The following is an 11,845-nucleotide window of genomic DNA, read 5'->3' as shown; positions in this document are numbered from 1 at the left end:
TCTACGCCGGCAACGCCATCGCCACGGTGAAGTCCGCCGACCCGATCAAGGTCGTGACGGTGCGCACCACCGCCTTCGAGGCGGCCGCCGCGACCGGCGGCTCGGCGACGGTCGAGAGCATCGCCGGGACGGGCGACGCCGGTTCGGCCAGGTTCGTCGGCCAGGAGCTGACGAAGTCGGAGCGTCCGGAGCTGACCCAGGCCAAGATCGTGGTGTCGGGCGGCCGCGGCATGCAGTCGGGCGACAACTTCAAGCTGCTGGAGGCGCTGGCCGACAAGCTGGGGGCCGCGGTCGGCGCCAGCCGCGCGGCGGTGGACGCCGGCTTCGTGCCGAACGACTACCAGGTCGGCCAGACCGGCAAGATCGTGGCGCCCGAGCTGTACATCGCCGTCGGCATCTCCGGTGCCATCCAGCACCTCGCCGGCATGAAGGACAGCAAGGTCATCGTCGCCATCAACAAGGACGAGGAGGCGCCGATCTTCCAGGTCGCCGACTACGGCCTCGTCGCCGACCTGTTCAAGGCGGTGCCGGAGCTGGAGCAGGCGCTGTAAAGCCATAGGCGTCGCCGGTCCCCCGCCGGCTTCCCCGACGTCAGGCGCGACGGTCGGGGGCGTCCGGGAAACCGGCGCGGCTCAGCCGGTCCACGGCAGCCACCGCCTCAGCGTGGCAGGAGGGCGGGTGCCAGGCGAGGCCGCGCCCGACGATCCCATCCTCCCCCGCCGCGTGCAGGGCGGCCAGACAGACCGGGGGCACCGGGCCACCCAGCAGCACGGCGCGGGCGTCCAGCCCGACGCGCCGGCCATGGACGGGATGGTCGGCGCAGAGCAGCCGGTCCGCCGCCGCGATGGCCGTCTCGGCCGCCGCCCCAAGCTCCGCCCGCAGCAGCGGGGCGGCGTCGAGCGCCAGCGCGCCGAAGCCCAGCGCGTCGATGACGGCGCTGTCCCCGATCGCCGGCAGGCGCGGCCGCGAGACGCCAATGTCCGGCCCCTGCGGGGCGGCCACCGGCGCGCTCGCCCAGCCCTCGCCCATCATGCCCGACAGGCGCAACCCGAAGCGCACCCCGTTGCCGCCCGCCGCCGTCACAAGCGCCGCGCCCGGCACCCCGTCGCCGGCGAGCAGCATCGTTTTGCAGGCGGCCATCCAAGGGTTGAGGAAGAACTGCCCCGCCTCCTTCAGGAAGGCGCAGACCGCGCCGGTCCCGCCCAGCCGCGCCACCAGAGTCTCGGTCAGCAGCGCCGAGGCCACCCCGACGCGCCCGTGCAGCTCGTCCCCCTGCTCCATCGCCTCGCAGGCGATCCCGGTCAACGCCACCGGCCCGATCCCGGCCAGCGCCGGGCCGACCGCGCCGTGCAGCAGGCGCAGCCGCTCCACCACCGCGCCGCTGACGATGCCGAAGCGCAAAGCGGGACCGCCGCCCTCATTGAGCGGGCTGTAGGCGCGGGCGCCGGAGCCGCCGGCATCCTCCACCACATGCAGCCACATCGACCGCGACACGACGGCGGCGAGCGGGGTGACCACGCCGAAATCCTGCGCCGGGCGCAGCGTCACGGCGCCGCTGCGCACCAGGGCGCGGGCCTCCTCGACGCCGCCGGCCATGCCTTCGAACAGCAGCGCGGCCGCGGCGGCGTTGAGGATCGGCGGGCAGATCTCCGCCGGATCGGCGAAGGGCGGTCCGGCGTGCAGCAGCGTGTGGCGGTCCAGCCCGATCCGCTCCCCGGCGGTTCCGGTCTCCGTCCACAGCGGATCGGCGGCCAGCATCCGTTCCACGGCCCGCGCGGTGGCGTCGTTCATCGCGTGTGTCCCCAAGGTCTCGATGTTGTCGGTGCCGTTACGGCAGATGCAGGGGGGCGCGGCCGTAGCCGTTGCTGGCGTCGACCAGATGCAGCAGGTAGCGCAGGAAGACCGCCCGGTCCTCCTTGGGCAGGGGCGCGATGGTGCGGTCGTGGGCACGCTGGGCCTTCTTGTCCATGCGGCGCAGCAGCTTCCGGCCCTCCGCCGTGATGGCGGCCAGCTTCATGCGCTTGTCGACCGGGCTGGCCCGGCGCTGGATCAGCCCGCGCTCGGCCAGCCGCGCCAGCACCCCGGCGGTGGTCGTGCGGTCGATACCGATCTGGGCGCCCAGCGTCACCTGATCCAGGTCGGGCCGGTCCATCAGGGCGGTCAGCACGCTGTACTGGACGGGGGTGATGCTGAACTCCGCGCACTCCTCCATGAACATGGCGACGTGGATCTGGTGCAGGCGGCGGATGAGGAATCCGGGACGCTCCGCCAGGATGCGGTACGCCTCTTCGATCAGGGGGTCGTCTAATGTCATCGCGGGCGGTCCGTCGGAGCGGGTTTGGGAAATCGACTGTCAGAGAGGATGGCGGCGGGCCGGAGAATCGGCAACCGGGCCGGATGGCCGCAACATCTAGCCCATCAGCGACACATGCGCGGCGACGATCCGCCAGCCCTCCGGCATGCGGACCCAGGTGTGGCTCTGCCGCCCGACACGCCCGGTGGACGGGCGCGTGAACTCGGTGTTGGCGGTCGCCATGTCGCGGCCGAAGGTGGTGATGACGGTGTTGCGCAAGCTGCGGTCCAGCCCCGCCGCGGGACGGCCCTGGCGGAAGGCGGCGATGGCGTCGTAACCGTACAGGTTCTCGCCCACGCCGTAGCGCAGGGTCGCCGGGTGGTTCCAGAACAGCTCATCCAGGACCGCCACGTCGTTGCCGGTCAGCGCGCGCTCGTAGCGCTCGAAGACGGCGGTGACCTCGGCCACCACCTCGGGAATGTTGATCTCAAGCGTCATGCGAAGAGGTCCTCGGCGATGGCGAGAAGTGCTGCATCGCTGCCGCGCGGGCCGATCAGCGACAGGCCGAGCGGGCAGCCCTGGAGCCGCGCCGCGGGAATGGAGAGTTGCGGCAGACCGGCCAGACCGGCGGGGCAGAGGATCGCCAGCGCGCGACCGCGCTCCGCGTCCACCGCCGCCCCCGACGAGCCGCGCAACGGCGCGATGCCCGGCGCGCTGGGCAGGACGATCAGCCCGTCCGTTCCCAGCAGGTCGTCCATCCGCCGCCGGATGCCCTCCCGCGTCTGTGCCGCCGCGCCGGCAAGGGCGGGGTCGAGCGTGGCCGCCGCCGCGAAGCGCTCGCGCACGCCCGGCCCGAATTTCGGCTTCGTCGCCGCGATCCAGGCGCCGTGCGCCGCCCAGGCTTCGGCGGCCTGGAGCGTCTGGAAGACCGGACGCCATTGATCAAGCCCTTCGGGGGCCAGCGTCACCGTCTCCGCCCCCCCGAAGCGCTCGCGCAGCCGGTCCAAGGCCGGGGCGAGGGCGGCGCGCACCGCCTCCCCCGCGATGGCGAAGGCGTCCTCGGCGACCAACAGGCGGCAGAGGGTCAGGGCCGGCGCCGGCGGCAGCAGCACCGCCCCGACGCGGCGGAGCAGCGCCGCCTCCCACGCGAACCAGCCCACCGTGTCGAAGCTCGGCGCCAGCGGCACGGAGCCGTCCAGCGGCACCGCCCCGTGGGTGGGCCGGATGCCGTAGAGGCCGCAATAGCTGGCCGGCAGGCGGACCGACCCACCGGTGTCCGTCCCGATGGCGAAATCCACCGCCCCGCCCGCCACCGCGGCGGCCGAGCCGCTGGAGGAGCCGCCGGGAATGCGGCCCGGCGCCTGCGGATTCTCCGGGGTGCCGTAATGGGCGTTCTCGCCGGCCAGACTCCAGGCCAACTCGTCGGTCAGCGTCTTGCCGGCGACGCGCGCGCCGGCGTCGAGCAGGCGCCGCACGGCGGGCGCGGTCTCCCGCGGGACCTCGTGGGTGCGCAACCAGTCGGGGTTGCCGGCCCCGGTGGGCAGGCCGGCGATGTCGAACAGGTCCTTCACCGCGAAGCGCAGCCCGGCCAGCGGGCCGCTTGCGGCTCCGGCGACCTCGGTCCGGCCGTAGGGAACGAAGGCGTTCAGGGGGTCGTTTGGCATGATGCGGGTTTGGGTCTCGTCAGAATTCCAAATCCCCTCTGGGGAGGGTCAGGGCGAGGGGGTTGCGCTTTTGCCGGACGCACCGCCGCGCGCATCCCCCTCACCGGCCCTCCGGGCCACCCTCTCCCCAGAGGGGAGAGGGCTGGAGAAAAGCTTGCGCAGCCAGTCTTTCAGCATCACCCACAGCAGATTGCCAGCGTTCAGTTCCTTGGCGGGTTCCGCGGCCGGGGCGGCCACCGCTTCCGAGGACGCAGCCGCCTTCTCTTCCGCCACCGGGGCGGTCGCGGCGAGCTTGGCTTCCAGGTTGCGGGCGAATTCGGCGGTCAGGCGGTTGGCAATCTCCTGCACGATGGCGCCGCGGCTGAACTGGGCCAGCACGCCGGTCAGCGTGAAATCGACGGTCAGGTCGATGCGCGTCCCCGGCCCGTCCTCCAACACCGCGAAGGTCACGTCGGCCTTGGCGCGGGAGTTGTTCTTGGGGTCGGTGCCCTGGCCGTGGATGACGCCGGTGTGGGTCGCCTCGTCCATCGTCAGCGTGCCCTCGCCCGCGAAGGCGGCGGCGATCGGGCCGAGCTTCACGCGCATCTGCCCGAAGATGCGGTCGCCCTCGCGCGGCTTGGTCAGCGAGGCGCCGGGCATGCAGGCGATCACCTGCTCCACATCGCCGAGCAGCGGCCAGACGCGGGCGCGCGGGAAGTTGACGGCAAGGGTCTGGGTCATGGTCGGCATGGGCTTTACCCCGCGTTCGTGTTGCGCGCGTCGATGACGCGGCGGATGGCGTTGACGATCCCGACATAGCCGGTGCAGCGGCACAGGTTGCCGCTCATCGCCGTGCGGATCGCCGGGTTGTCGGCGTCCGGGCGGCGCAGCACCACGTCGCGCGCCGCCACCAGCATCCCGGGCGTGCAGAAGCCGCACTGCAGCCCGTGCTCGGCCGCGAAGGCCTCGCGCAGCTCCGTGGCGACGGGGTCGTCGTCCAGCCCTTCCACCGTGGTGATGGACCGCCCGTCGCAGGCCACCGCGAAGGTGATGCAGGAGCGCGCCGGCTCGCCGTCGATCAGGATGGTGCAGGCGCCGCACACGCCGTGCTCGCAGCCCAGATGGGTGCCGGTCAGCAACTCCCGCTCGCGCAGGAAGTCGCCGAGATGCTGACGCGGCGGCACGCTGGCCTCGACGCGCGCGCCGTTGACGGTCAGGGAAATGGATTTGGCGTGGGCGCTCATGACATCACCTGCGCGATGGCGCGCTTCAGCGCGACGGTGTGGGTCCGAAGGGCGATGGGGTCGTCAGCGGCGGGGCTGCCGGCGAGATGCGCGGCCATGGCCGCTTCGGTGCAGCCGCCCTCGAACAGGGCGGGGCCGTCGATCACCACCGGCTTGCCGGAGGTCGCACCGGCGACGCAGCGCTGGACGCCACGGGCCGGGTCGATCAGCACCGCGCCGGTGGCGTGGGAGAACTCGCCGGTCTTGCGGCAGACCTTGTAATAGCCCCAGCGCGCCCGGTCGGACAGGGCGGGCACATGGATTTCCGCGACGATCTCGCCCGGCTGCAGGGCCGTCTCAAAGACGCCCAGGATGAAGTCGGTCATCGGCACGCTGCGCCGCCCGCCCGGGCCGGCGATCACCACGTCGGCGCCGAGCGCGGTCAGGACGTTCACCCAGTCCGCCGCCGGGTCGGCGTGGGCGAGGCTGCCGCCGATGGTGCCGCGGTTGCGCACCGCGCGGTAGGCGATCACCGCCGCCACGCTGGGAAGCACGCCGCGCGTCACGTCCGGATAATCGCCGTCCTCCAGCCGCGCGTGGGTGACGCAGGCCCCGATGACCAACCGGTCGCCTTCCTGGCGGATCGTTTGAAGCTCGGCGATGCGGGTGATGTCCACCAGCAGCTCCGGCTGGGCCAGCCGCAGGTTCAGCATGGGGCCGAGCGACTGGGAGCCGGCCACCGGCCGCACCATCACGTCCTCACGCGACAGCAGCTCCAGCGCCTCGGCGAGCGTCGCCGGTTGCGCGTAGTCGAAATCGACCGCCTTCATGCCGCACCCCGCCCGGCGTCTTGTTGCCCCGCAATGGCGCCGAGGATGACCTCCGGGGTCATCGGCGCGTTCGTCACGATGACTCCCAGCGGCTTCAGCGCGTCGTTGATGGCGTTGCAGATCGCCGCCGGCGGGGCGATGGCGCCGCCTTCGCCGATGCCCTTCACGCCGAACTCGGTGTAGGGCGAGGGGGTCAGCATGTGGATGATCCTCACGTGCGGGACCTCGGTGAATCCGGGGATCAGGTAATCCGCGAAGGTGGAGGCGAGCGGCTGGCCCTCCGCGTCGTAGGGCATCCGCTCGTAGAGCGCGGTGCCGACGCCCTGGGCGACGCCGCCGTAGATCTGGCCGTCGACGACCATCGGGTTGACCATGGTCCCGGCGTCCTCGACCACCACGTAGTCGAGGATTTCGACCTGCCCGATCTCCGGGTCCACGGCCACCGCCACAGCGTGGGTGGCGTAGGAGAAGGTGCCGTGGTCGCTGCCCGGCTTGTAACCGGCGGTGACCTCCAGCCCGCCCCGATCCACGTCGGCGGGAAGGAGCTGCGGCGCGCGGTACCAGGTGTGGGCGATCTCGCGGATGGTCACCGCGGCGGCCCCGGCCTTCACCGACCCGCCCTCCAGAAGCACGCCCTCCGGCCCGGCCTGCATCAGATGCGCGCCGATCTTGCGCAAGCGCTCGGCCAGCGTGCGGCAGGCGGTGGCGACGGCGCCGCCGGCCATGACCATGCTGCGCGACCCCCAGGTGCCCGTCGAATAGGGAGTCAGGCCGGTGTCGCCGTGCACCAGCTTGATCTTCTCCAGCGGGATGCCCAGCACCTCGTGCGCGACCTGGGCGAAGGTGGTCTCCATGCTCTGGCCGTGCGACTGCACGCCGACGCGCAGTTCCAGCCCGCCGTCCGGGGTGATGCGGGCCTGCGCCTGCTCGTGCCCCGGCACCATGGGAATGCCCCAGCCGTGATAGACGGCGGTGCCGTGGGCCGACTGCTCGCAATAGGTGGCGAAGCCGACGCCGATCAGCCGCCCATCCACCTCCCCGGCCTTCTGGCGGGCGCGCCAGCCGTCAAGCTCGATGGCGGCGACGGCGCGGCGGACGGATTCGGGATAGTCGCCGCTGTCGAAATGCTTCTTCGTCACGTTGTCGAAGGGCATCTTCTCCGGCGGGACGAGGTTTTCCAGCCGCACCTGCCACGGCTCCCGCCCCACGGCGTCGGCCACCGCGTCGATCATCTGCTCCATGGCGAAGCACACGCCGGTGCGCGCCACGCCGCGGTAGGGGACGATGGGCGGCTTGTTGGTGCAGACGGAGAAGGTGCGGCAGCGGTAATGCGCGAAGTCGTAGGGCCCGGGCAGGATGCTGCCGACCTGCGCCGCCTCCAGGCAGGCCGAGAAGGGATAGACGGAGTAGGCGCCGGCATCGACCCAGGCGTCGGCCTCGATCCCCAGCAGCCGCCCGCGCGCGTCGGCGTAGGCGGTGATCTCGTAATGGTGCTCGCGGGCGTTGGCGGCGGCCACCAGATGCTCCCGCCGGTCCTCGGTCCAGCGGACGGGGCGGTCGAGGCGCATGGCGATCCAGGCGGCCACGATCTCCTCCGGCTGGAGCAGGCCCTTCCAGCCGAAGCCGCCGCCGACGTCGGGCGCCACCACGCGGATCAGCCCCTGGTCGAGGTCCAGGCATTCCGACAGGCCGGCGCGCACGATGTGCGGCATCTGGGTCGAGGTGGTCAGGACGAGCTGTTCGACGTGGCGGTCCCAATGGGCGACCACGCCCTTGCCCTCCAGCGGCACCATGCACTGGCGCGCCGTGCGGATGGTGCGCGACACCTTCACCGGGGCGGTGGCGGCGATCTCCGCGATGTTCCCGCCGACGTTGGTCTCCAGGAAGACGTTGTCCGGCCAGTGGTCGTGCACCCTGGGGGCGCCGGGCTTCACCGCCTCCAGCATGTCGGAATTCACCGGCAGCTCGGCGTAATCGACGAAGACGGAGGCGGCGATGTCCTCGGCCTCGGCGCGGGTGGCGGCGACGCAGACGGCCACCGGCTCGCCGACGAAGCGCACCTTGCCGTCGGCCAGCGCCGGCTGCTCCGACACCTTGAAGCCGGGCAGGCCCGAGACGGCGCGGATCGGCTTGACGCCGCCCGCCGCCAGATCCGCCCAGGTTAAGACGGCGCCGCGGTGCTCCTCCGGGATCTCGATGCCGGTGATGGTGGCGTGGGCGACCGGGCTGCGCACGAAGGCCAATTCCTTCATGCCGACCAGGGCGATGTCGCCGACGAAGCGGCCCCGCCCGCGCAGCAGCCGGTCGTCTTCCTTGCGGCGGACCCTGGCGCCGACACCGGAACCGGCGGTGCTAACCTCTCCCATTCCCTGACCCTCTCTTTTTTTCTTAACCGCCCAGATAGGCGCGCTGGATGTGGTCGTTGGCGAGCATGGCCTGCCCCGTGCCCTGCTCCATCACCTGCCCGCTCTCCAGCAGGTAGGCGCGGTCGCACATGTCGAGCGCGGCGTAGGCGTTCTGCTCGACCATCAGCACGGTGGTCCCTTCCCGGCGGATGTCCGACACGATCTCGAAGGTGCGCTCCACGAGGTTGGGGGCAAGGCCGAGCGACGGCTCGTCGAACAGCACGATCTTCGGGCGCGACATCAGCGCCCTTGCGATGGCCAGCATCTGCTGCTCGCCGCCCGACATGGTGCCGGCGGGCTGGTTCAGCCGCTCTTTCAGGCGGGGGAAGCGGTGGAACAGCCGCTCCATGTCCTGGGCCACCGCCTGATGGTCGCGGCGCAGATAGGCGCCCATCTCCAGGTTCTCGCGCACGGTCAGGTGGGGGAAGACGCGCCGCCCCTCCGGACAGTGGGCGACGCCCAGCGCCAGCACCGTGCGGGGCGCTGCGTTGCCGATCTCCCGCCCCTCGAAGGTGATGCGGCCCGACGCCAGCGGCAGCAGGCCGCTGATGGCGCGCAGCGTGGTGGTCTTGCCGGCGCCGTTGGCGCCGATCAGGGTGACCAGCTCCCCCTCCTCCACCGTCAGCGAGACGTTGCGGAGCGCCGGGATCTGGCCGTAGCAGACGGTGATCCCCTCAACCTTTAGCATGCTTCACCCCCTGGCCCAGATAGGCCTGGATCACGTCCGGGTTGGCGCGAATGACCTCCGGCGGGCCTTCGGCGATGATGCGCCCGTGGTTCAGCACCACCACGCGGTCGGAGATGGTCATCACCATGCGCATGTCGTGCTCGACCAGCAGGATGGTCACGCCGCGGTCCCGGATGCGCTGGACGACGCCCATGAAGGCTTCGGTTTCCGACGGATTCAGCCCGGCCGCCGGCTCGTCCAGCAGCAGCAGCTTGGGGTCGGCGCCCAGCGCGATGGCGATGCCGAGCAACCGCTGCTCGCCGTAGGCGAGGTTGCCGGCCAGCTCGTCGGCGCGGTGCGACAGGCCGACGAAGGCCAGGATCTCGGCCACCTCCGCCCGCATCCGCTCCGTCTCCGCCCGCACCGAGGCGAGCCGCAGCAGCGCCCCCCAGGTCTCCGCCTTGCCCTGCCGGTGCATCCCGGTCAGCACGTTGTCGAAGACGGTGCAGCCGGCGAAGATGCTGGTGCGCTGGAAGGTGCGCACGACGCCCAGGCCGGCGATGCGGTTGGAGGACAGGCGCGTCAGGTCGGTGCCGCGGAACAGCACCTTGCCGCCGGTCGGCTTCAGGAAGCCGGTGATGACGTTGAAGGCGGTCGTCTTGCCCGCCCCGTTGGGGCCGATCAGGCTGACGATCTCCCCCTCCGGCACGGCGAAGCTCATCGAGGCGATGGCGATCAGGCCGCTGAAGTGGACCGCGACCTCACGCACTTCCAAAATTGGCGCGTCAGCAGTGTCGAGGGCGAGGCTCATGCCGAGGTCTCCTTGCGCAGGCCCAGCGCCGTTCCGGCGAGGCGCTTGCGGCGGCCGGCGAACCAGTTCTTGACCGCCGGAACGATGCCCTGCGGCAGGAAGAAGACGACCACGATCATGGCGACGCCGTAGATGATCCACTGCACCTCGGGCCGCGCCACCTCGCGCAGCACCTCGGGCAGGATGCCGAAGGCGAGGCCGCCGACGATCGGCCCGGCCAGCGTGCCCTTGCCGCCCGTCACCACCATGATGACCATGGTCACCGTGTAGATGAACATGAAGACGTCCGGGTCGACGATGCGGATGTAGTGGGTGTAGAGCCCGCCCGCGGCCCCGGCCATGCCCGCCGCGATCACCGTGGCGACGACCAGATAGCGCGTCACGTCGATGCCGACCGAGCGCGCCAGCGACTCGTTCTCGCGCAGCGCCACCAGCGCCCGGCCCACCCGCGACTGCACCAGCCGCTGGATCACCAGGAAGCAGACCACCGCGACCGCCAGCACCAAAAGGTAGTTGTATTCCTTCTTGTAGAGCGGGATCACCCCGTCCCACGGCAGCCAGACCGACAGCGGCGGGATGTTGTTCAGCGCCATCGGCCCCTCGGTCAGGTCCACCCAGTTCAGCGCGACCATGCGCATGACCTGGGCGAAGCTGATGGTGACGATGACGAAGTAGGCCCCGCGCACCCGGAAGGCGAGCTTGCCGATGAGGAAGCCGAACAGCCCCGCCACCAGGATGCCGCCGAGGAAGGCCACCCACACCGGCTGCGGCCCCAGCACGAAGGGTTCCGCCCCGCCGAGATCCAGGTCGAAGCCCAGCGACAGCAGCGCGCTGGTGTAGGCCCCGATCCCGAAGAAGGCGATGTGCCCCAGGCTGAGCTGCCCGGTGTAGCCGAGCAGCAGGTTCAGGCTCATCGCCCCGATGATGAAGATGCCGGTCGAGGTCAGGACGTAGAGGATGTACTGGTCGCCCAGCCACAGCGGCCCGACCGCCATGAACAGGACGAACAGCCAGGGGAGGAGACGCGTCGTCATCCGATCCGCTCCTTCATGGCGAAGAGACCCTGGGGCCGCACGATCAGCACGGCGATGATGAGGATGAAGCCCATGGCGTCGCGGTAGCCCGACGACAGGTAGCCGGCGCCGAATTCCTCGGCGAGCGCCAGGACGAAGCCGCCGATGGTGGCGCCGGGGATGTTGCCCAGCCCGCCCAGGATGACGATGGCGAAGGCCTTCAGCGCCACCAGATCGCCCATGGTCGGCGTGACCACGAAGATCGGGCCGAGCAGCGCCCCCGCCGTGGCGGCGAGGCCGGAGCCGAGCGCGAAGGTCAGCGTGTACATCAGCCCGCGGTTGACGCCCATCAGCGCCGCCGTGTCCGGGTCCTGGAAGGTGGCGCGCATGGCCACACCCAGCTTGGTCCGGTTGATGAGCAGGTAGAAGCCGCCCAGCAGCAGCAATGCCACGCCCAGGACGAACAGCCGGTTCATGCCCACCGACACCGACCCGATCACCACCGGCTCGGTCGGGAAGGGGCTGGGCACGGACTTCGCCACACCGCCCCAGACCAGCTGCTCGCCGGCCTGCATGGCGATGCCGGCGCCGATCATCACCAGCATGGTGGTGTCGATGTCGGCCCCCTTCAGCGGGCGCAGCAGCGTGAATTCGATCAGCGCGCCCAGCGCCATGCCCAACACGGCGGCCATCGCCAGGGACATGAAGAAGTTCAGTCCCATCATCCCGGCCAGCATGTAGGCCATGTAGGCGCCGAAGGTGTAAAGCTCGCCATGGGTGAAGTTGACCACGCGCATGATGCCGAAGATCAGCGTCAGGCCGATTCCCAGCAGCGCGTAGGTCCCCCCCAGGACCACGGCGTTCAAAAGATGCTGCAGATGCGCTTCCACCGCGTGTCTCCATCCCTCGGTTTTCCCCTCTCCCCTCCGCTCACGCGCAAACGAAGTTTGCGCTGACGCG

At 71.1% G+C, this 11,845-nt stretch carries 13 protein-coding genes; 1 reads left to right on the top strand and 12 read right to left on the bottom strand.

Annotated elements, in window-relative coordinates:
• Positions 1 to 551: electron transfer flavoprotein subunit alpha/FixB family protein (locus DXK32_RS26815; protein WP_205215836.1), on the top strand; the 551-nt coding region annotated here is incomplete at its 5' end.
• Positions 552 to 591: 40 nt separating this feature from the next.
• Here the strand turns inward: DXK32_RS26815 and DXK32_RS26810 are convergent.
• The 12 genes from DXK32_RS26810 to DXK32_RS26755 form a co-directional block, all read right to left on the bottom strand.
• Positions 592 to 1,791 (bottom strand): DUF1116 domain-containing protein, encoded by a 1,200-nt coding sequence (locus tag DXK32_RS26810; RefSeq protein WP_114861302.1) that lies wholly within the window; start codon positions 1,789 to 1,791, stop codon positions 592 to 594.
• Positions 1,792 to 1,828: 37 nt separating this feature from the next.
• On the bottom strand, positions 1,829 to 2,314 hold the full coding sequence (locus DXK32_RS26805) for a MarR family winged helix-turn-helix transcriptional regulator (RefSeq protein WP_114861301.1): 486 nt from the start codon (positions 2,312 to 2,314) through the stop codon (positions 1,829 to 1,831).
• A gap of 96 nt (positions 2,315 to 2,410) precedes the next feature.
• Positions 2,411 to 2,791 (bottom strand): oxalurate catabolism protein HpxZ, encoded by a 381-nt coding sequence (gene hpxZ, locus DXK32_RS26800; protein WP_114861300.1) that lies wholly within the window; start codon positions 2,789 to 2,791, stop codon positions 2,411 to 2,413.
• The gene (locus DXK32_RS26795) at positions 2,788 to 3,957 is read right to left on the bottom strand and encodes an amidase (RefSeq protein ID WP_114861299.1); all 1,170 of its coding nucleotides are present in this window, start codon (positions 3,955 to 3,957) and stop codon (positions 2,788 to 2,790) included. Before DXK32_RS26795 ends, hpxZ begins: the two co-directional genes overlap by 4 nt.
• A 48-nt stretch (positions 3,958 to 4,005) precedes the next feature.
• Positions 4,006 to 4,686 (bottom strand): SRPBCC family protein, encoded by a 681-nt coding sequence (locus tag DXK32_RS26790; RefSeq protein ID WP_114861298.1) that lies wholly within the window; start codon positions 4,684 to 4,686, stop codon positions 4,006 to 4,008.
• A gap of 5 nt (positions 4,687 to 4,691) precedes the next feature.
• Positions 4,692 to 5,180, bottom strand: coding sequence for a (2Fe-2S)-binding protein (locus DXK32_RS26785; RefSeq protein ID WP_114861297.1), 489 nt, complete (start codon positions 5,178 to 5,180; stop codon positions 4,692 to 4,694).
• Positions 5,177 to 5,989: an FAD binding domain-containing protein gene (locus tag DXK32_RS26780; protein WP_114861296.1), complete on the bottom strand. Its 813-nt coding sequence runs from the start codon at positions 5,987 to 5,989 to the stop codon at positions 5,177 to 5,179. Before DXK32_RS26780 ends, DXK32_RS26785 begins: the two co-directional genes overlap by 4 nt.
• Entirely contained in the window at positions 5,986 to 8,355 is a 2,370-nt protein-coding gene (locus tag DXK32_RS26775; RefSeq protein WP_114861295.1) for a xanthine dehydrogenase family protein molybdopterin-binding subunit, read from the bottom strand. The genes DXK32_RS26780 and DXK32_RS26775 overlap by 4 nt, the downstream gene beginning before the upstream one ends.
• A gap of 22 nt (positions 8,356 to 8,377) precedes the next feature.
• Positions 8,378 to 9,082, bottom strand: coding sequence for an ABC transporter ATP-binding protein (locus DXK32_RS26770; RefSeq protein WP_014199601.1), 705 nt, complete (start codon positions 9,080 to 9,082; stop codon positions 8,378 to 8,380).
• Positions 9,069 to 9,872, bottom strand: a complete 804-nt coding sequence (locus DXK32_RS26765) for an ABC transporter ATP-binding protein (RefSeq protein ID WP_114861294.1) — start codon at positions 9,870 to 9,872, stop codon at positions 9,069 to 9,071. Before DXK32_RS26765 ends, DXK32_RS26770 begins: the two co-directional genes overlap by 14 nt.
• Positions 9,869 to 10,906: a branched-chain amino acid ABC transporter permease gene (locus DXK32_RS26760; RefSeq protein WP_114861293.1), complete on the bottom strand. Its 1,038-nt coding sequence runs from the start codon at positions 10,904 to 10,906 to the stop codon at positions 9,869 to 9,871. Before DXK32_RS26760 ends, DXK32_RS26765 begins: the two co-directional genes overlap by 4 nt.
• Positions 10,903 to 11,775, bottom strand: a complete 873-nt coding sequence (locus DXK32_RS26755) for a branched-chain amino acid ABC transporter permease (protein ID WP_114861292.1) — start codon at positions 11,773 to 11,775, stop codon at positions 10,903 to 10,905. The genes DXK32_RS26760 and DXK32_RS26755 overlap by 4 nt, the downstream gene beginning before the upstream one ends.
• Between the last annotated feature and the right edge of the window lie 70 nt (positions 11,776 to 11,845).

Source organism: Azospirillum brasilense (genome assembly GCF_003349955.1).
Classification (GTDB): domain Bacteria; phylum Pseudomonadota; class Alphaproteobacteria; order Azospirillales; family Azospirillaceae; genus Azospirillum; species Azospirillum brasilense_B.
The sequence above is the reverse complement of the archived record's forward strand: the minus strand, read 5'-3'. Positions and strand labels throughout refer to the sequence as shown.

Coding starts and splice junctions, on each gene's coding strand:
- hpxZ (WP_114861300.1), bottom strand. CDS start 2,791: ATGACGCTTGAGATCAACATTCCCGAGGTGGTGGCCGAGGTCACCGCC.
- DXK32_RS26765 (WP_114861294.1), bottom strand. CDS start 9,872: ATGAGCCTCGCCCTCGACACTGCTGACGCGCCAATTTTGGAAGTGCGT.
- DXK32_RS26775 (WP_114861295.1), bottom strand. CDS start 8,355: ATGGGAGAGGTTAGCACCGCCGGTTCCGGTGTCGGCGCCAGGGTCCGC.
- DXK32_RS26805 (WP_114861301.1), bottom strand. CDS start 2,314: ATGACATTAGACGACCCCCTGATCGAAGAGGCGTACCGCATCCTGGCG.
- DXK32_RS26760 (WP_114861293.1), bottom strand. CDS start 10,906: ATGACGACGCGTCTCCTCCCCTGGCTGTTCGTCCTGTTCATGGCGGTC.
- DXK32_RS26780 (WP_114861296.1), bottom strand. CDS start 5,989: ATGAAGGCGGTCGATTTCGACTACGCGCAACCGGCGACGCTCGCCGAG.
- DXK32_RS26770 (WP_014199601.1), bottom strand. CDS start 9,082: ATGCTAAAGGTTGAGGGGATCACCGTCTGCTACGGCCAGATCCCGGCG.
- DXK32_RS26795 (WP_114861299.1), bottom strand. CDS start 3,957: ATGCCAAACGACCCCCTGAACGCCTTCGTTCCCTACGGCCGGACCGAG.
- DXK32_RS26785 (WP_114861297.1), bottom strand. CDS start 5,180: ATGAGCGCCCACGCCAAATCCATTTCCCTGACCGTCAACGGCGCGCGC.
- DXK32_RS26790 (WP_114861298.1), bottom strand. CDS start 4,686: ATGCCGACCATGACCCAGACCCTTGCCGTCAACTTCCCGCGCGCCCGC.
- DXK32_RS26810 (WP_114861302.1), bottom strand. CDS start 1,791: ATGAACGACGCCACCGCGCGGGCCGTGGAACGGATGCTGGCCGCCGAT.